Annotated in this window: 19 protein-coding genes; 11 read left to right on the top strand and 8 right to left on the bottom strand. The window is 63.4% G+C overall.

Annotated features, from left to right (window positions below; translation table 11 throughout):
* The first annotated feature begins 10 nt into the window (after positions 1–10).
* From argS to tatC, 8 genes are all read left to right on the top strand, one after another.
* A complete protein-coding gene (argS, locus tag ABUH87_RS04425; protein WP_367770139.1) occupies positions 11–1756 on the top strand; it encodes an arginine--tRNA ligase in 1746 nt (581 codons plus the stop codon).
* A 2-nt stretch (positions 1757–1758) separates the two neighbouring features.
* Positions 1759–2535 (top strand): SPOR domain-containing protein, encoded by a 777-nt coding sequence (locus tag ABUH87_RS04420; RefSeq protein WP_367770136.1) that lies wholly within the window; start codon positions 1759–1761, stop codon positions 2533–2535.
* A gap of 104 nt (positions 2536–2639) precedes the next feature.
* Positions 2640–3668, top strand: coding sequence for a beta-N-acetylhexosaminidase (gene nagZ / locus ABUH87_RS04415; RefSeq protein ID WP_367770133.1), 1029 nt, complete (start codon positions 2640–2642; stop codon positions 3666–3668).
* Positions 3665–4456, top strand: coding sequence for a segregation and condensation protein A (locus tag ABUH87_RS04410; RefSeq protein WP_367770123.1), 792 nt, complete (start codon positions 3665–3667; stop codon positions 4454–4456). Before nagZ ends, ABUH87_RS04410 begins: the two co-directional genes overlap by 4 nt.
* On the top strand, positions 4453–5106 hold the full coding sequence (gene scpB, locus ABUH87_RS04405; protein WP_367770120.1) for an SMC-Scp complex subunit ScpB: 654 nt from the start codon (positions 4453–4455) through the stop codon (positions 5104–5106). The genes ABUH87_RS04410 and scpB overlap by 4 nt, the downstream gene beginning before the upstream one ends.
* 61 nt (positions 5107–5167) lie before the next feature.
* Positions 5168–5425 (top strand): twin-arginine translocase TatA/TatE family subunit, encoded by a 258-nt coding sequence (locus ABUH87_RS04400; RefSeq protein ID WP_367770117.1) that lies wholly within the window; start codon positions 5168–5170, stop codon positions 5423–5425.
* A gap of 30 nt (positions 5426–5455) precedes the next feature.
* Positions 5456–5833: a Sec-independent protein translocase protein TatB gene (gene tatB, locus ABUH87_RS04395; protein WP_367770114.1), complete on the top strand. Its 378-nt coding sequence runs from the start codon at positions 5456–5458 to the stop codon at positions 5831–5833.
* A 46-nt stretch (positions 5834–5879) separates the two neighbouring features.
* Complete coding sequence (gene tatC, locus ABUH87_RS04390) at positions 5880–6686, top strand: twin-arginine translocase subunit TatC (protein ID WP_367770111.1); 807 nt, start codon at positions 5880–5882, stop codon at positions 6684–6686.
* Between the two features lie 197 nt (positions 6687–6883).
* Here tatC and ABUH87_RS04385 read toward each other — a convergent pair whose 3' ends face one another.
* Positions 6884–7729, bottom strand: a complete 846-nt coding sequence (locus tag ABUH87_RS04385) for an arginyltransferase (protein WP_367770108.1) — start codon at positions 7727–7729, stop codon at positions 6884–6886.
* A 348-nt stretch (positions 7730–8077) separates the two neighbouring features.
* Positions 8078–9382, bottom strand: a complete 1305-nt coding sequence (locus ABUH87_RS04380) for a threonine ammonia-lyase (RefSeq protein WP_367770105.1) — start codon at positions 9380–9382, stop codon at positions 8078–8080.
* Between the two features lie 84 nt (positions 9383–9466).
* On the opposite strand from ABUH87_RS04380, the gene ABUH87_RS04375 reads away from it, so the two are divergent.
* On the top strand, positions 9467–10363 hold the full coding sequence (locus ABUH87_RS04375; protein ID WP_367770103.1) for an NAD(P)-dependent oxidoreductase: 897 nt from the start codon (positions 9467–9469) through the stop codon (positions 10361–10363).
* Positions 10360–12057 carry an amidohydrolase gene (locus ABUH87_RS04370; RefSeq protein ID WP_419956661.1) on the top strand — a complete coding sequence of 566 codons (1698 nt, stop codon included), beginning with the start codon at positions 10360–10362 and terminating at the stop codon, positions 12055–12057. The genes ABUH87_RS04375 and ABUH87_RS04370 overlap by 4 nt, the downstream gene beginning before the upstream one ends.
* 53 nt (positions 12058–12110) lie before the next feature.
* Here ABUH87_RS04370 and ABUH87_RS04365 read toward each other — a convergent pair whose 3' ends face one another.
* Genes ABUH87_RS04365 through ABUH87_RS04355 form a run of 3 tightly spaced genes read right to left on the bottom strand, consistent with a single transcriptional unit; the run spans position 12111 to position 15735 of the window.
* Positions 12111–13136 carry a mechanosensitive ion channel family protein gene (locus tag ABUH87_RS04365; RefSeq protein WP_419956666.1) on the bottom strand — a complete coding sequence of 342 codons (1026 nt, stop codon included), beginning with the start codon at positions 13134–13136 and terminating at the stop codon, positions 12111–12113.
* Between the two features lie 47 nt (positions 13137–13183).
* A complete protein-coding gene (metC, locus tag ABUH87_RS04360; RefSeq protein ID WP_367770100.1) occupies positions 13184–14398 on the bottom strand; it encodes a cystathionine beta-lyase in 1215 nt (404 codons plus the stop codon).
* A gap of 32 nt (positions 14399–14430) precedes the next feature.
* Positions 14431–15735 (bottom strand): hypothetical protein, encoded by a 1305-nt coding sequence (locus ABUH87_RS04355; protein WP_367770096.1) that lies wholly within the window; start codon positions 15733–15735, stop codon positions 14431–14433.
* 116 nt (positions 15736–15851) lie between these two features.
* Here ABUH87_RS04355 and queF point away from each other — a divergent pair, with 116 nt between their 5' ends.
* Positions 15852–16328 carry a preQ(1) synthase gene (gene queF / locus ABUH87_RS04350; RefSeq protein ID WP_367770093.1) on the top strand — a complete coding sequence of 159 codons (477 nt, stop codon included), beginning with the start codon at positions 15852–15854 and terminating at the stop codon, positions 16326–16328.
* A gap of 18 nt (positions 16329–16346) precedes the next feature.
* Here the strand turns inward: queF and ABUH87_RS04345 are convergent, their stop codons facing one another.
* From ABUH87_RS04345 to ABUH87_RS04335, 3 genes are all read right to left on the bottom strand, one after another.
* Positions 16347–16616 carry a hypothetical protein gene (locus ABUH87_RS04345; RefSeq protein WP_367770090.1) on the bottom strand — a complete coding sequence of 90 codons (270 nt, stop codon included), beginning with the start codon at positions 16614–16616 and terminating at the stop codon, positions 16347–16349.
* 71 nt (positions 16617–16687) lie between these two features.
* A complete protein-coding gene (locus tag ABUH87_RS04340) occupies positions 16688–17575 on the bottom strand; it encodes an SDR family NAD(P)-dependent oxidoreductase (RefSeq protein ID WP_367770087.1) in 888 nt (295 codons plus the stop codon).
* Positions 17576–17635: 60 nt separating this feature from the next.
* On the bottom strand, positions 17636–18886 hold the full coding sequence (locus tag ABUH87_RS04335) for an N-succinylarginine dihydrolase (RefSeq protein WP_367770084.1): 1251 nt from the start codon (positions 18884–18886) through the stop codon (positions 17636–17638).
* Positions 18887–18925 lie beyond the last annotated feature (39 nt).

Below are 18925 nucleotides of genomic sequence, written 5' to 3'. Positions count from 1 at the left end.
CGCGCGCGCTATGAGCAATGCACATCAGACCCTCTACGCTGCCTTCACCGGCCACCTTGCCGCCGCGCTCGATGCGCTGGAAGGAGCGGGCACTCTGCCTGCGGGCCTGAAGCGAGAAGCGATTACCGTCGAACCTCCGCGCGACCCTTCGCATGGCGATCTGGCCACTAACGCCGCGATGGTGCTGGCCAAACCCGCCGGAATGAAACCGCGCGATCTGGCTGAGGCGCTGGTGGCAGAGCTGGTAAAGCTTCCATCGGTGGAATCCGCCGAGATCGCCGGACCCGGCTTTATCAACCTGCGTCTGGCCCCTGCAGCCTGGCTGGCCGAGCTGCGGGCCATCGCAGAGCTTGGTGCCGATTACGGGCGCTCCACAATGGGCGGCGGCAGCGTGGTCAACGTCGAATACGTATCGGCCAACCCGACCGGCCCCATGCACATGGGCCACTGCCGCGGTGCGGTTGTCGGCGACGCCTTGTGCACGCTGCTGGAATTCGCGGGGCACCAGGTTACGCGCGAATACTACGTCAACGATGCGGGCGCGCAGGTCGACGTTCTCGCCCGCTCTGTGCACCTGCGTTACCGTGAAGCGCTGGGAGAGACGGTCACGATCCCGGAAGGGCTCTATCCCGGCGATTACCTGATTCCCATCGGCCAGGAACTGGCGGGCGAGTTCGGAGACCGGTACGCGGCGGCGCCCGAAGCAGATTGGCTGCTGCTGTTCCGCGAGCGGGCCGTTGCTGCGATGCTGGTCATGATCAAGGAGGATCTCGCACTCCTTGGGATCAAGCACGACCTGTTCTCTTCGGAAGCAGAATTGCAGGCCGCCGGTAAGCCTGCCGAAGCGGAAGCGTGGTTGCGGCAGCGCGGCCTGGTTTACGACGGTGTACTGGAAGCTCCCAAGGGCAAGACGCCTGAGGACTGGGAGCCGGTCGAGCTGCCGCTTTTCCGCTCGACCCAGTTCGGCGACGATCAGGACCGCCCGATTCGCAAGTCGGACGGCAGCTGGACCTACTTCGGTGCCGACCTCGCCTACCACTTCCAGAAGGCGCAGAGCGCCGATGCGCTGGTCGATATCTGGGGCGCCGACCACGCGGGGACAGTGAAACGGATCAAGGCTGCCGTTGCAGCAATGACGGGAGCGGAAGGGGACCCGATCCCGTTCGAAATCAAGCTGGTCCAGATGGTCCAGCTTCTCCGCAACGGCGAGCCGGTGAAGATGAGCAAGCGGGCGGGCACGTTCGTGACTCTGGCCGACGTCGTCCGCGAAGTGGGCAAGGACGTGGTGCGTTTCACGATGCTGACGCGCAAGCCAGAGGCGCAGATGGATTTCGACTTCGCCAAAGTGGTCGAAGCCTCGAAGGACAATCCAGTCTTCTATGTGCAATACTGCCATGCCCGGGTGAGCTCGACTTTGCGGAAGGCGGCGGCGGAAGGGTTCGCTCCTGCACCCGATAGCGTCGAACTGCTCGGGGCGGAGGAACTGGAGCTCATCAAGCTTGCCGCACAGTTTCCGCGCATCGTCGAGGCGGCGGCGGCGGCGCGTGAAGCCCACCGCATCGCCTTTTTCCTGCAGGAGCTTGCCGCGGCTTTTCACGCTTATTGGAACCTTGGCAACGATCGCGTCGAAAAGCGCTTCATCGTGGCACAAGATGGTAACCTAACATCCGCTAGGCTTTTTCTTGCTGCGCAGATCGGGCAGTTGGTACGTAACGGGCTGGCTCTTCTTGGGGTCGAGGCGGTGGAGGAAATGTAGGAATGTCGTTTCCGGGTGAGAGCGGCGAGCGCGAGAGATCGGGCCAGCCACAGGGTTTCGGCGGCAGCAAAGCGGACGGCTTCTCCGCTCAAGGTGGCGACGGCCGCCGCCAGGACTCCGGCGAACTCGACCTCGGAGACGATGACATCCGGTTGCCCTGGCTTGAGGGCGATGACGACGACGATCTCGAAGAGACAGGCCCCAGCACTGGGCAACTCCTTGTCTTCGTGCTGCTGGGCGTGGTCGTCCTCGCCTTGATCGTCGGCGCTGTCTGGTGGGTGCAAAGAGACGGGGCCGGGGATACGCTCGTTGCCGATGGTGCGACGATAGAGGCTCCCGACGCGCCCTACAAAACGCGTCCGCAGAATCCTGGCGGCGAATTTGTCGAGGGTTCGGGCGACACCAGCTTCGCCGTCGCCGAAGGACAGACCCGACAGGTAAGGATGGAGAGCCAGGCTCCGGCTCCAGTTGCGACGCCTGCGGCCGATCCCACGGCGGACACACCAGCAGGTGCCGAGGCTGGTCCGGCTTCGCCAGCCCCCACTGGAATCGGTGTGCAAGTGGCGGCCTATTCAACCAGGGAGCTGGCCGAGCAGGGCTGGTCCAGACTCTCGCAGCAGTATGAAATGCTTTCCGGCATGCGATACCGCATCGTGGAGGGACGTGCGGACATCGGGACCGTTTATCGGCTGCAATTGGTGCCGGGTGATCTTGCCGCAGCAAACCAGCTGTGTGCTGATCTCAAGAACGCGGGCTTGAGCTGCCAGGTCAAGCGGTAAGCTCCTTGCCAGCCCTCTCCGGTGGAGAGGGCCTTGCGGCGTTTTGCACATGGCTTGCAGCCGTGTCGCTTGCGGCCAAGGCGTAATTCTGCGAATCTGCTCTAATGCTGCCTGCAATTTTCGGCTTGGCTGGGCTGACGCTCAGCGACGATGAACTCGCCTTCTTCCGCGATGCCGATCCGGCCGGATATATCCTGTTTGGCCGCAACATCGAAGATCGTGAGCAAGTCCGTGCACTGACAGACAGTTTGCGGGCGATTCACGGGCGCGACCGGTTGTTCATCTGCATCGATCAGGAGGGTGGCCGTGTCGCGCGGATGAAACCTCCCGTGTGGCAGGCCTACCCTCCCGGTGAGGCGTTCGAGCGCCTTTATGAACTTGCACCGGCAAGCGCCATTGAGGCCGCGCGCTGCAATGCTGAGGCGCTGGGGCTTGACCTGGCGGAGGCGGGAATTTCGGTCGACTGCTATCCGTCACTCGATCTACGGCGGCCGGGTGCGCACGACGTGATCGGAGACCGCGCTTTCGGCTCAGATCCGATGCGGGTGGCTGCGCTGGGGCGTGCGGCACTCGCCGGCCTTGCGCGCGCAGGCGTCGTGGGGTGCATCAAGCACATGCCCGGCCATGGACGAGCCATGGCGGACAGTCACAAGGAGCTGCCCACGGTCGATGCCTCTCCCGAGCAGCTTGAAGAAGATCTGGCTCCCTTCCGCAGCCTGGCCGACGCACCTGTCGGGATGACCGCTCATGTGCGCTATGCGGCATGGGACGCAGAGAACGCGGGCACACTCTCGCCGGTTGTCGTGGGCGACGTCATCCGCCAGCGCATCGGCTTTGCCGGCCTGCTTCTGACTGACGACCTCGACATGGAGGCACTGAACGGTAGCGTGCCGGAAAGGGCGGCACGCGCAATCGCCGCCGGATGCGACATCGCGCTCAATTGCTGGGCGAAGATGGACGACATGGTCGGGATAGCGAACGCCCTTCCGGCGATCTCCGAAGAGGCGAAACTTCGCCTGCAACGGGCGTTGATCTCGGCGGGTGATAGCGGAACCGCAGGCGATCAGGCGGAACTGACTGCGAAGCGGAACGCTCTGCTGGCCTTGCTGGAGCACAGCGAAGCGCGCGCATGAAGGCGGTGCCGTCGCAGGAGATCCTTCCCCTGTCGAGCGCGCCCGAGGAGGGGCGGGCGCTTTATCTCGAGATCGAGGGCTGGGAAGGACCGCTCGATCTGCTGCTGGATCTTGCCCGGCGGCAGAAGGTCGATCTGCGGCGCATCTCCATCCTCGAACTGGTCGATCAATATCTCGCCTATATCGCCGGTGCAGAGCGGATGCGGCTGGAACTGGCGGCGGACTACCTCGTGATGGCGGCCTGGCTGACGTACCTGAAATCCGCGCTGCTCCTGCCCAAGGACGAGCAGGAGGATCCCAGCCCGGAAGAACTCGCCCTGCGCCTCCATCTGCGCCTGCAGCGCCTGGGCGCGATGCGCGAGGCGGCGGCGCGGCTGATGGGGCGTGATCGCGTGGGTCGCGACGTGTTCGCGAGGGGGGCACCCGAAGGTTTGCGGGTTGATCGGCGCAACCGATGGCAGTGCGACTGGTTCGACCTTGTTCGCGCGTACGGTGAGGTTCAGATTCGCAGCGAACCGGTGGTTCACATGGTGCCCGAACGGCCCGTCATGACGCTTGAAAGCGCCCTCACACGAGTATCGTCGATGCTGGGGGTGGCGCTCGACTGGATGGAGTTGCGGGAGTTTCTTCCTGCTGCTGGGCAGAGCGACTGGGCCGATCCGCGCCTGCGTCGCTCGGCGCTGGCTTCCAGCTTCGTGGCGGCACTGGAACTGGCACGGACGGGGAAGGCGCAGCTTTCGCAGGACGAGACCTTTGGCCCTCTGCGCCTGAAGGCGATCCGCCCATGACTGCGCCGGATGATCTCATCCGGGCTGTGGAGGCCACGCTTTTCGCCGCGGACGCGCCGATGACGGTGGAGGCAATTTCGAATCATCTCGGCGGCGCATCCGTCCGCTCTGCCCTCACGGAACTGCAGGCACACTATGCCGAAAGAGGGGTGCGCCTGGTCGAGCGGGGCAAGCGCTGGCATTTCGAGACAGCTCCGGACTTGGCGCATCTTCTGAGGCGGGAGCGTGAGGAGGTGCGGCGTCTGAGCCGGGCGGCTACAGAAGTGCTCGCGATCGTTGCCTACCATGAGCCGGTCAGCCGCGCCGAGATCGAGGCGATCCGCGGCGTGCAGACGGCGAAAGGTACGCTCGACGTGCTGATGGAGGCAGGCTGGGTCCGAGTCGTCGGGCGGCGCGAAGTGCCAGGGCGTCCCGTGATTTACGCCACGACGGCTGAATTCCTGAGCCATTTTGGCCTTGGCTCCCTGAAGGAGTTGCCGGGCGTGAACGAAATGCGCGCTGCTGGATTGCTTGACCCGGTGGATGACGAGATGATCGAGACTGCGATGCAGCGCGAAGCCAAGGCTGACACGGGGTCGGGTGCGGCTCCACGTGGGCGAGGCGATGCAGACGAGGATGGCACTGCCGCGCCCGAAGGCACTGGCAACTGATGGTCTGAGGCCTTAGATGGGCCATGCGTCACCGACCGGCGCAAGCATTTGGAGTCGCATTATGGGTGGCCTGTCCCTCTGGCACTGGATCATAGTCCTGCTCGTGGTTTTGATCCTGTTTGGTCGCGGCCGCATCTCGGAAATCATGGGCGATTTTGGCAAGGGCATTAAAAGCTTCAAGGAAGGAATCAACGACGAGAGCGGTGAGCGTTCTTCGAAGCCGTCGACGCCTCCCGCCCAAATTCCTGCGCAGCCGCCCGAGACTCCGGCAAGTCCTGCACCGTCTTCCACGACGGATGAAACCAAGACCAAGGTCTGACTTCAAGAATAGCGCCGGGCGACCGCGACCATGTTCGATATCGGGGCATCCGAATTGCTGATGATCGTGATCATCGCGGTTGTCGTCATCGGCCCCAAGGACATGCCGATGGCGCTTCGCACTGCGGGGCGCTGGATCGGCAAGATGCGCCGCATCTCCGGGCACTTCCGTTCCGGAATCGACGCCATGGTGCGCGAGGCCGAACTGGAGGATATGGAGCGCAAGTGGCGCGAACAGAACGAGGCCATCATGAAGGCGCACCCGCACCTTCCCTCTGGCGCCGACATCGACCTCGAGCAGATGGGCCCACCGTCGGTCTCTGCCGAGGCGCGCCGGACCGCAAGCTCTGCTGGGACGGACGAAACGTCGCGCGAGGCCGAGCCTCAATTGCCGCTGCCGCCGCCATGATCGCTGTTTTCCTGCGCTCGCCTCGGCACCTGAAGGTCATTTGAGCATGGCCTTCCGTCTCCCGGACATCGACGACACCCAGGCGCCGCTGCTCGATCACCTGATCGAATTGCGCACGCGCCTTATGCGGGCACTGTTCGCGTTCGCGATCGCCTTCGGTATCTGCTTCTACTTCGCGGACGACATCTTCGCGTTCCTTGTAAGGCCGCTTACCCAGGCTTTCCCCCCGGGCGAAGGCCGTTTGATCTACACCAAGCTGTACGAAGCCTTCTTCGTAGAGGTGAAGGTCGCGATCTTCGCGGCTTTCTTCGTCAGCTTTCCGATCATAGCCAACCAGATCTGGGCTTTTGTGGCTCCCGGCCTTTATGCGAAGGAGAAGCGGGCATTCCTGCCTTTCCTGATTGCTACCCCCGTTCTGTTCACAATGGGTGCCGCCTTGGCCTATTATGTTGTGATGCCCACGGCGTTCCATTTTTTCCTGGGATTTGAAGGGCAGACAGGCGGGTTGAAGCTTGAGGCGCTGCCCGGCACGGGCGACTACCTTTCGCTGGTGATGCAGTTCATTCTCGCCTTCGGAATCAGCTTCCTGCTTCCGGTTCTGCTGATGCTGCTTAATCGAGCGGGCATCGTCAGCCGGGCGCAGGCGCTGAGCGCACGCCGTTACGCGATCGTGGGGATCTTCGTGGTCGCTGCGATCGCCACTCCACCGGATGTCATTTCCCAGCTTTTGTTGGCGATCCCGCTGATCCTTCTGTTCGAAGGAACGCTGCTGCTCATGTGGTTTACGGAGCGTCGCGACGAGCGGGAGAGGGCTGAGAACGAGCAAGCCGAGCAAGGCGCTGCGGCGGAGTGATGCTGCCGATACGGAGCGTAGATGATCCGACTGGCAGCCTCTCGACCCTCAGCTGAAGCGCGATGACCCGGGGCTCGGGGGGCCTGAGGATCGGGGGGCGCGGATCGGCATCGGCTTCTTCCGAGAGCTGCTTCCGTGTTCTTGCGTCGGGTTGAGTAACAACCCTGTTCTGGTGCCCAGGGACGCTTCGGTGACGCTCAGGCTACGGTGCAGCCGCTTCCCACGACCAGCCCGTCCTTGCTTGCGCCTTCGCTGCCAGCGCCGCGCGGAGTCGCTACTGCAGCGGCAATCAGGCGGTCCTGCTCGGCTGTGGGCATCCGTTCCCAGCCGTTGCGCGTGAGCCGCTCAAGCGGGCGGTAGCGCACCTTGTATTGCATGCGCGGTGAACCCTCGACCCAATAGCCCAGGTATACGTAGGGCATGCCCATTTCGACGGTGCGGCGGATATGGTCGAGGATGATGTAGTTGCCCAGTCCTGAGCGCGTCTCATGGTCGGGGTCATAGAAGCTGTAGATCATCGACAACCCGTCGCATTGCTTGTCTGTGAGACAAGCCCCAACGAGCCGACCGGGCGTCACGGCGTCAGGGGAGGGCTCACGATACTCGATCACATAGCTCGTCACCGGCGTGTGTTCGACCATGTCGGCAAAGTCGACCTCGTCCATGCTCGTCATGCCGCCTTCGGGGTGGCGTGCGCCCAGATAGCGCTGCAGCAGGTCGAACTGCTCTGTCGTCGACCAGGGGCGGCAGACGGTCGCGACAAGGTCGCTGTTGCGCTTCAGGTTGCGCTTCTGAGTTGACGAGGGGGTGAACTCTTCGGCCGCCACTCGCACTGAAACGCACGCCTGGCAGTCAAGACAGGACGGGCGGTAAGCGACACTTTGGCTGCGGCGAAAGCCGATCCTTCCCAGCGCATCGTTGAGGGCGTCGGAATGGGGGCCCTTCAGTTCCGTGAAGACCTTGCGCTCGCTCCGCCCCGGAAGGTACGGGCAAGGGGCTGGACTGGTCACAAAGAACCTTGGAAAACGAACGGGGGCCGTCACCGGGGTGTCTCTTCCTCTTAGTATCTTGCCGATAAGCCTGCCCCAGATATGCATGCCGTCCCTCGGCGTTCAAAGTGTTTTAACCACGATCCACGGCGATGGACGCGAAAACTGCACAAGAGTGGACCTTTCGGGCAAGTGAGCGTCCGAGTTTGGGGCAGTGTGCTGCGAATAGGTTTCGACTGGTCGCAACATGGCGTCGGGGCCTCCTCTCACGCGCGGGCCTCCATGCCGTCCCTTAGAGAAAGGCGCGGCAGCCGGGCGGGAGTCCGTCCGCCGATGGGCGGTACAGGATCCGGCGATGGCCTGCGTCTCAACGCAACGCCCGAGGTGCCTTAATGGCTCCCGTCAATGACGTCCGCGCAGAGATCGACCGGGTCGACGACCAGAAATCGTCATCACTTCGTAGGCGTATCCAGCCTCGTCCAGGTCGAGCAGAAGCCCCTCCAGAGCATCTTTGTCCCGGATTTCGTATTCGATCTCCGTCTCAGTGCTCTTGGCTGAAAGCACACCGAAGATGCGCTGGTGCGAGACTTCGATAATGTTCGCACCATTGCGCGTGAACAGACCGGCGAGCTTCGACAGCTCGCCGACCTTGTCATCAAGCAGGACAGCGATCCGCCCGATGCGGCCCGACCTCGCAAGGTTCCTGAGAATGACATTGGCGAGGAAGCGGGGGTCGATGTTCCCGCCTGTCAGGATAACGCCGATCTTCCGTCCGACGAACTCTGGCCGGTAGGCACCGTTCTTGGCAGGCAGCAGTGCCGCAAGGCCCACGGCGCCGGCGCCCTCTACAACGGTCTTCTCAATGTCGAGCAGCAATGAGATGGCTTCCTCGATCCGGGTCTCCGACACGATCCGCATCTCGTCGACATGCTCCAGCACCGCGGCGCGGGTGAGCATGCCCGGTTCTTTCACCGCGATACCTTCGGCGATCGTATCCCCGCCACCTGCGACGGGTTCGGACCGCTTGAGAAGGTACATTGCGGGATACTGGCTTGACTGGACGCCAACGACGCGAATGTCGGGTTTCACGCTCTTGGCTGCCACAGCGACCCCGGAGATCAGACCGCCGCCACCGACAGGCACGATGATCGTGTCGAGTTCGGGTGCATCCTCAAGCATCTCAAGGCCGACTGTGCCCTGACCGGCCATCACCTCTCGGTCGTCGAAAGGGTGGACGAAGATGAGCCCGCGAGCCTTCTCGATCTCACGAGCATGAGCGTAAGCCTCATCGAAGCTATCGCCCTCAAGCACCACTTCGGCACCGTGTCCGCGCGTCTGCTGCACTTTGACGATCGGCGTTGATCGGGGCATCACGATGGTCACGGGGATGCCAAGTCGCCCGGCGTGGTAGGCCAGACCCTGCGCGTGATTGCCCGCCGAAGCGGCGATCACGCCTCGCGTCTTTGCTTCCGCAGGCAAGGTCAGCAGCTTGTTGAGCGCCCCGCGCTCCTTGTAAGCCGCGGTAAACTGCAGGTTCTCGAACTTGAGCCAGACCTCGGCACCCACGATCTTGCTGAGCGTGCGGCTATACAGCGTGGGCGTGTGGATGACCTTGCCCGAAATTCGCTCCGCCGCGGCGCGTACGTCCTCGGCGGTAAGCGCGGCCTGAGCAGGCGGCGCGGCGATCTCATCGAGCTGCTGGTCCATAATCGCCCGCTACCGGAATCTCGAACGGAATGAAAGCACAGGGGCGCTTCCACCCGATGGAGACAGGCTTTAAGGATGCCGGCCATGAGCGATGCCAGAAAAGTTTCCTTCCTGGGCCTTGGGGTCATGGGCGGCGCCATCGCGCGGCATATTGGCCGCGCCGGGCACGAATTGACGATCTACAACCGCTCTCCAGAGAGAGCAGAGAAGTGGCTGGAGGCCAATCCGGATCTCGCCAGTCGCGTGGCTTCCAGTCCCGCCGACGCGGCCGAAGGCGCAGATGTCGTGATCACCTGCGTCGGAAACGACGATGATCTGGCTGACGTGGTCCTTGGCCCCAATGGAGTGTTCAAGGCGCTGCGCAAAGGCGGCACCTTTGTCGATCATACCACCGTCTCGGCCCGCATCGCGCGCCAGATCTCTGTGGAGGCACGCGATCTGCAGGTTCACTGCGTCGATGCGCCGATGACGGGTTCGCAGATTGGCGCCGAGAGTGGCACGCTCACCCTCATGTGTGGGGGCCGCAAGTCTGCGATCGAAGCAGCGCGACCTGTGATGGAGGCTTATTCCAAAGCTATCGTCCATGTCGGCAAGGCGGGCGCGGGACAGACCGCAAAAATGGCCAACCAGATCTGCATAGCCGGGATCGTGTCGAGCCTCGCGGAAGCCGTCCGCTTCGCACAGGCGTCCCACCTCGACATGGATCGTGTCTACGAGGCCATTTCCGGCGGAGCTGCTCAGTCCTGGCAGATGGACAACCGTTGGAAGACGATGGATGCCGATGAGTTCGACTTCGGCTTCGCGATCGACTGGATGCGCAAGGATCTTGGTCTGGCGATGGACGAAGGGCGCGGCCTGGGCGTCTCGCTGCCGATCACCGCGCTGGTGAACCAGTTCTTCGCTGACGTGCAGGCAATGGGCGGGGGACGTCTCGACACCAGTGCCATCATCAAACGCCTACCACGAAAGGGGGGGAAGTGACCTTGCGCCCGCTCGCAGCGCTGGCGCTGCCTCTGCTTGCCATCTGTGCTTATCCAGCCGCTGCCGATGTGCTCATCGATAACGTCAGGGGCATTTCTCCTGATGGCAAGGGGGGGCTGGAACGCTTCACCGGGCTGCTCGTGAACGACGACGGACGTATTGCTGCCGTTTACCGGGAGAAGGAGAAGCGTCCCAAGAAGGTTGCCTACAAGGTGAATGGAAAGGGCCGGGTCGTGGTTCCGGGGATGATCGACGCGCACGCTCATGTCATGGACACGGGCTTCGCGAAGATGACGCTCGACCTGTCGGCAACCCGCTCTCTGGACGAGGCGCTCGCCCGCATCACGGCGTATGTGGCCGCGCACCCGGATCGCGCCTGGATCGAGGGCGGCGGTTGGAACCAGGTAAACTGGGGGCTCGATCGGATGCCAACAGCGGCTGAGCTTGACCGGGCGACTGGCGGTAAGCCGGCTTTCCTCACGCGGGTGGATGGACATGCGGCCTGGGTGAACAGCGCCGCGCTTGCTGCAGGTAAAGTGACGGAAACGACGCCTGATCCTGCGGGCGGTCGGATCGAGCGCCTGCCGGGGAGCAAAAAGCCTGCGGGCGTGCTGGTCGACGCGGCGCAGGCGCTTGTCGCAGCCAAAATGCCCAAGCCCCGCCCCTCCGACCGCGATACCGCCTTCGGTGAGGCGCAGCTCGAATTTCTGAAGCAGGGCGTGACTGCCGTTGCCGATATGGGAACGACCATTCACGACTGGCAAGCTTACCGCCGCGCTGCGGACGCCGGTAACCTGCGGATCCGTGTCATCGCTTATGCTCACGGCGTTGACGACATGACCCTCATCGGCGGGCCCGGACCGACGCCGTGGCTCTATGACGACCGCCTGAAGATGCAGGGTGTAAAGCTCTATCTCGATGGAGCGCTCGGCTCCCGGGGTGCCTGGCTGAAGACCTCGTATGCCGATGCGCCCGATGTCACGGGCCTTCCGGCGCTTAGCGAAACGCAGCTTGGCAATCACATGAGCCGGGCTGCGATCGACAACTTTCAGGTGGCTGTCCATGCCATTGGCGACAAGGCCAACGAGATGGTCCTCGATACCATCGAGCAGCTCTCCGCTACCTACAAGGGCGACAGGCGGTGGCGCGTCGAGCATGCGCAAGTCGTCGATCCGACGGATATTCCTCGCTTTGGAGAGCACGGCACCATTGCTTCGATGCAGCCCCAGCACCAGGCTTCGGACCGGCTCATGGCCGAAGCTCGCCTTGGGCCGGACCGGCTCACCGGCGCTTATGCCTGGAAGTCGCTGGGTGCGAGCGGGGCCACGCTGGCTTTCGGCTCTGACACTCCGGTCGAACCCGCGCAGCCCTTCACCGGGATGTCCGTGGCGATCAGCCGGCAAGGGGTGGATGGGCAGCCTGTCGGCGGTTGGCAGCCGCAGGAGCGGCTGACCATCGGGGAAGCCATGGCAGCTTACACTACGGGTGCCGCATACGCGATGTTTGCAGAGGATCGCCTGGGCCGCCTGGCGCGAGGCAAGCGAGCGGATTTCCTGTTTATCGACCGCGATCCTACGACCGCGACGCCGGAATCCCTGCGACAGACGAAGGTGCTGGAAACCTGGATCAACGGACAGCAAGCCTGGAGCGCGACACGTGGCGCCGCCAAGCCGGGTTCATCATCCCCTCGGTAAGCCAGTGGCAGATCATGCTCCTGACCGCATAGGGCGGTCAGGAGGAGTGCAACTCAGGAGTCCGACTGGGAATCCTGCCGCAACGCCTCGATCAGGGCGCGAAATGCCTCGCTGTCGCGCAGATTGAGATCGCGCTGCGGGAACGGGATCTCGATGCCGTTCTCCTTGAACAGCCACCATAGCTTTTTCAGCACTTCCGAGCGCACGTTGCCGACGCCCTCTTCGGGATCCTGAATCCAGCAGTGGATGACGAAGTTGACCGAGCTGTCGCCATAGCTGTCCATCCAGACCGTGGGCGGCGGCACCTGCAGCACGCGCCGGGCGCTCCGCGCTGCTTCGAGCATCAGCTCCTCCGCCCGCCCCACGTCTGAATTGTACGAGACCCCGACGGGGACCTGAATGCGCACGTTCTTGGAAGAGTAGGACCAGTTCTCCACCTGATTGACCATCAGGTTCTCGTTCGGGATCAGGTACTCCTTCTGATCGCGGGTCGTCAGCGAGACGGCGCGAATGCCGATGCGCCGGATCTGTCCGAAAGTCGATTGCCCGCTCTGATCGGCAATCGCGATGACGTCTCCCGGTTTGATAGACTTGTCCAGCAGCAGGATAATCCCCGCGATCAGGTTGCCGAACGTCTTTTGCAGGCCGAAACCGATCGCAAGGCCGAATGCACCAGAGAAAACCGCCAAGGCTGTGAGGTCGATACCGAGGACGTCGATCCCGATGAGGATCGCCACGATCCAGACAAACAGGCTGATGAGTTTCTCTGCGAGCAGCTCCTGCGCCAGATCGAGCCTGGTGAGCCGCCCCAGCAGCCGCCGCGACATACGGCTGACGAACCAGGCGCCCGCAATAACGGCGCCGATAACGATGAGGACGACGAGCAGGTCCCAAATGGAGACCCGCGTAGCGCCGATCTGGAGAGCGAGCTTATCGAGCGTATCGACAACTTCGCCCCCTGTTCCGCTCTTTGATGCAACGGCTTCGCGAAGCCCGTCCGCAGCGGCCACCGGCTGGTCTACGACCACTTGGGTGACGGTTGGCGCTGGTGCCGGGATCACCACCGCATCAGTTGCGATGGCGTCTGGCGCGGCAGACGCATCGACCTCGGGAGGAACGATCGCGCTCACACGATGTCCATTGCGGCGAATGCCTGCTCGATATCGGCGATCAGGTCTTGCGGGTCTTCAAGTCCAATTGACAGGCGGACACCAAAGCGATCAGCGGAATCGGCTCCAACGGGAGGCCAGGCCATTACGCTGCGGATCGGGGAGGGGTCGACCGGCACCACAAGACTTTCGAAGCCTCCCCACGAGTAGCCGATCCCGAGCAGTTGCAGTGCATCGATGAAGCGGGCACGTCGTTTCGCATCGCCTCCGCGCAGAACGAAGCTGAACAGGCCGCATCCGCCAGTAAAATCGCGCTTCCAGAGATCGTGGCCAGGCGCTCCTGGAAGCATGGGGCAAAGAACGGCCGCCACTTCATCGCGTCTCGAGAGCCACTGTGCGATCTGCAATGCGCTCCGTGTTTCACGCTCCAGACGCAATTGAAGCGTTCTCAGCCCCCGCAACGCCAGTGCTGCGTCATCCGGCGAGACCACATGCCCCAGGCTCTGCGCGCGCAAGCGCAAACGCTTGTAAAGTTCGGGCCCGGCGCTGGCGCTTCCCATCATCAGGTCGGAATGGCCGCCGACATGCTTGGTTAGCGCCATCAGCACGACATCGACATCATGGCTCAGCGCAGCAAAGCCGGTCGGACCTGCCCAGGTGTTGTCCAGAATGGAAATCGCTGTGCGCTCATGCGCGATCCGCGCCAGAGCCGGTATGTCACACACTTCCATGGTGAGGCTGCCGGGTGCCTCAAGCAGGACTGCGCGGGTACGATTGCAAAAAGCGCGCTCATACGCGGAGAGGTCGAGAGGGTCGAAGTAACGGGTCTCTATGCCGAAGTCCGCGAGCAGGCCGGTCCCCATCGCTCGACTCGGATCGTAGGCATTGTCCGTCATCAGCACGACGTCGCCCGGGCGCAGGAGAGTCAGGAGAACGCCAGCGATGGCGGCGACGCCGGAGGGGTAGAGCACTGTGCCAGCGGCGCCGGGTTCGAGTGCTGTCAACGCGTCGGCCAGCGCCCACTGCGTAGGAGCACCACGGCGCCCATAGAAAAAGCGGCCATCCTCATTCCGGCGCGGTCCTTCTGCAAGCGCGTCCATGTTTTCGTAAAGGTGAGTGCTGGCGCGCCATACTGGCGGGTTGACGACCGGACCGGTCCACTCCTTCCGGCGCCCGGCACCTACGATCCGGGTAGCTGTGGCAAGTTCGCTGTCGTCAGACCGGTCGTTCAATGATTGCTCCGCGCTAGATGATTTGGGCAAGCCTAACCATGCGCCTCCATCAGGTCGAGCGCTAAGCCGCGAGCGGCGTCAATCTCGCGCGCGGCCAACTCTCGCAAAGTGCGTGGCCCCGCATCGAGTCGCACCGGAACCAGAGCACTGGAACCGTTCGGATCGCTCGCACCCACCGTAAAGACCCGCCGGATCGCTGCACCGCCTGAGGAGATGAACCAGAACCGCACCAAGGGCACGAAGAAACGGGCATCGCCTTTGGTCAAAGCGCGGATCTGCTGAAGGGAGACCCGCACCTCGCCCTTCAGGTGAATTGCCTCACCGGAGGCCAGGGCCGGAACGGTATGCTTTACCTCCAGATGTTGAGGGGAGGGTGCAAGCTGCTCACGCGCACTCAAGGAGGCGTGAGCCGAGGCAAGGTCGGCCCGAATTTCCAGCGGTGAGAGCGCCTCTGTGCCGTCGTTGATGACATCCAACTCGTACTGCAGCGTGGCGTAGACGAGCGAGAGGCGGATGGTCGAAGGATTGAAGACCAGTTGGAGCGCCAGCGGCTCATCGGGTGATGGCGCGGCAGCAGCAGGGGGCGGCGCAGCAGCCGGGGCGGTGGGCGGCGGAGCCTTCTGACCGGACACACCCGCTTTCGGAGTCCGAGCGGGCGGCGAAGGCTGCGGCAGACGGTCGTACTGCTCGTCTTCAGGGGCATTGCTGGCTGCCCTGCGCTTTGTCGCTCCGGCACGCCGACGAATACCGACAAACGCACCGACGGCTGCCAGCAAGGCAAAAGCTGCGACGATCAGCCACAGTTCCCGCTTCGCGTCTTCTGGGGTTGCCTCGGGCGAGAAGGTAACGTTGTCGTTCGCGGCTTCCGGAACGCTGACATCGCTGGCGGCAGGCGTACTCTCGGAGGGCACGGGCTCCGGGGATACGGTTGCCGTCGGGCTGGGGTCCGGTGCTTCGGCGTTGCGCGGAGTGGCGCTAACGCTGGGCGCAGAGACATCCGCTGCCCGAGCCGCCGGACGCTGCGTGGCGGTCACCGCGGGAGGCGTCGGTGTGACTCGCGGTGCGGGCGCAATGGTTGGAGTCGCGCTGGGTGTCGGAGCCGGCGCATCGCGGTCCTCCCCTTTGCTGGAGCCCACGATCCACGGATTATCGGGGTCGATCGGTCCCTGAGGCTGCGGCACTGCCGTCTGATCTGGCGCGGGCAGCCGGTATTCGCTGACCGAGCCGGTGTTCTGTGCAAGTGCAGGACTGGTGAGGAGCAGGGTACTCGCAAGCAGAAGGGGAACTGCTGTTTGCGTTTTGCTGCCACGCTTTGCCTTGATGATCGCCACCCGCATGCCGCTATCCCCTGCGCCAGCCCCGCCGCTGCTCCGGTGCGACTGAACCGCGACTTAATTTCCCGTGTGTACACGGCAGGTTGCCTCCTGCCGAGGTTGGGGGCATTGGCATAGACATGAGCGAACCTCCAGCCAATCCGCTGCAGCCTGCGCCACTGCATCTTGGGCAGCAAAGTTCTCTTCCGTCCTCACCGGAAGAGGCGCAACTCGACTATGTCCCGAACCCGCGTCAGGGAGCGTTGTATCTGGTGCGTTTTGCCGCACCTGAGTTCACGTCCCTCTGCCCCGTAACCGGCCAGCCTGATTTCGCGCACCTCGTGATCGACTATGCGCCGGGCGAGACGATCGTCGAATCGAAAAGCCTCAAACTGTTCCTGGGGTCATTCCGGAACCACTGCGGGTTCCATGAGGATGTGACGGTAGGGATCGGACAGCGCCTGTTTTCGGAAATGAGCCCGCGCTGGCTACGGATCGGCGGCTACTGGTATCCGCGCGGCGGCATCCCGATCGATGTTTTCTGGCAATCTTCAGCACCGCCCGAAGGTTTGTGGGTTCCGGAGCAGGGCGTCGCGTCGTATCGTGGGCGCGGCTGAACGCCTGATACCTTCGATTCAGTAGCTCGCGTCGGCAAAGGCGATGCCCGCTTCGCGCAGATCCACGTCCTGCTTGCCGAGGCGGGCGAGCTGTGCCTGGGTCATGCAGTGAGCGAACACGCTTGGGAAATCGGCTGACAGGGCTGCGCGACTGTCCAGCGCAGCGGACTGGGAGGCCAGGCACTCGACCCGGCTTTCGTATGTCTGTTCCGGAGTGGCAAGACGCTCGCACGCTGAGCCATCGTCGGCGCAGCCAAACAGTGCGAGTGCAAACAACATTCCGCTCATTTATGATCCCCTTTCAGAGACCTAACGCATTCGGAGGGATACGTATCCCGTCGTCTGTGCAAATCGTACGATCAGCCGAACATGCGCTTCAGAGTTCCGCCCAGAGGTGCCGGCATGAAACCGTCGCCCTCGGGCCAGTCGAGGAAGCCCAGCGAGGCGCTCGTGCCGCCGTCGACGTGGATCGTCTGCCCGGTGATCGCGCGCGAAAGGTCGCTCACAAGGAAGAGCACACCATCGACTACCTCCTCTACCGAAGGCGGACGCTTCTGGGGGACATAGAATTCGATGGACTTCGCAAGAGCATCGGAGCCCAACTCCGCCAAGCGGGCAAAATCCTCAGGAGCCAGTGCCGCATTGGACGCGCGGGCGGGGGTCGTGTCGCTTGCCAGGCAGTTCACCCGGATCATGTCCGCACCCAGCTCCACCGCAAGCGCACGCGTGAAGTTGGTGGTCGCCGCCTTCGCACCGGCATAAACGGCGTAGCTCGCCGCGCCGCGATGCGCCTCGATAGTGGTGAAGTTGACAATGGAAGCGCCCCTGCCGCTCGCGCGCAGCAACGGCAGCCCGCGCAGGCATGACTGGACGATGTAGTCGTAGTTCATGCGTATATCGCGGGCGTGCAGGGTACGGGTCGTTTCGGCGAAGAGGTGACGTTCCACCAGCCCCGCGACATGGATGAGGATGTCCACTCGATCTGTCTGCTTGGCCACCTCATCCCAGAAGGCATCCAGCGAGCTCTCGTCCGCAACATCCGCGTAGTGGGCGGATACCGTCGAGCCGGCCTGCTCCACCTCCGCGCCAATGCTGGCGAGCCCTTCACGGTCGTTGTCGCACGCGACCACGTGCACGCCCTCACGGGCGAGTCCCAGCGTCACGCCGCGCCCGATGTGACCGGCACAACCTCCAACGACCACGGCAATTTTTCCGGCCAATGCCTCGTGTGCTGCGCGCAGTCCCATCCATCTCTCCCTCGTTATTGGGGAGAACTATGAGGGCGAGCGATGCGTCTGTACAGGCGCTCAGCCCAGCACGTCGAGATCGAGCGCTTCCAGGAGAGCGGAACGGGCCGAGCGGACTGTCTGCCAGAGTGCTGGGCGGCTGAGGTCCTCGGGTGCGATCTCCTCTGGCCAGTGGCGGCGCACGATCGCTTCGGCAGTGTCCAGGCGAGCTGCAGAGACGAGGAAACGTGGATCGACGGTGTTCGGATCGGCCACCACTCTAAGGCGCAGGCATGCGGGCCCGCCCCCGTTCGCCATCGACTCGCGCAGGTCCACAACGTGCAGTTCACGGATCGGTCCGTTGCCTGCAACCATATCCTGCAGCCATCCCCATACCGCAGGCGTTTCCTGCGCCTCTCCGGGTAGGATCAACGCCATGCCTCCGCCCGGCAAGGTCACCAGTTGCGCATTGAAAAGGTAAGAGGCGATCGCGTCTGACAGGGTGACAAGGCTTGCCGGCACTTCAATGATCGTGAGGTCCGGAAGCTTCTCGTAAAGCGCCGTATAGAGAGCGTCGCGGTCGGCGAATGCCTGCTCATGCGCGAAGAGGACGCGTTCATTAGCCACTGCGACGACGTCATTGTGGAAGGCACCCGCCGCAATCGCCTCTGGCGACTGCTGAGCCAGGACCGTTCGGTCAGGATCGAGATCATGAAGACGCGCTACGGCGGCGCTGGCCTCCCGGTGCTGACGCGCCGGGAAGGCGCCTTCGCTGATGCCGAACACGAACACTTCGACACCTGGCGCGCCATGCTCGGAGCACAGGCGCATGTGGTTTGCTGCTCCCTCGTCCCCGAACGGCGGTGGGACCGGCTCGTGAACCACGAAGTGCGTGGCGTCCGCAAAGGCGAGCCGGAGTTGCGCCTGTGTTTCCGGCCATTCGTGACTGCGGTGCGGCATGGTGACGAGGTTTGCCGGTGTGAGATGGCAGCGGCGGTCGGCCGTATCAGGTGCAGGGCTCACCGTCGCAGCGTTTGCGGCCCACATCGGCGAGGCAGACATGGCTGCATACCGCAAGGCTGCGTCCGCATTCGCCATCGATGTGCCCAGACGTGACAGCCATCGCTCGTCCGGACGATGCTGAGGCATGAACCAACCCTGCGTCAGCCCGAGATCGAGGTTGAGCCGCATCTTCAGCAGCCCTTGGAGAGCAGCGTCGCGCGGTCGTGATACTCTGCCGAAGCTGCGGGTGGAGGCAAGATTACCGCGGCTGAGCCCTGCATAGTTGTGGCTGGGCCCGACGATCCCATCGAAGTTGATTTCGGTAAGCATGAATGCCTCGCTATCTCTCGGCCCCGTCAGAGAGACGTA

It is taken from the genome of Novosphingobium rhizovicinum (assembly GCF_040813635.1).
Taxonomy (GTDB): Bacteria; Pseudomonadota; Alphaproteobacteria; order Sphingomonadales; family Sphingomonadaceae; genus Novosphingobium; species Novosphingobium rhizovicinum.
Note: the sequence above shows the minus strand (reverse complement) of the source record. Positions and strands in the feature narration are given on the sequence as shown.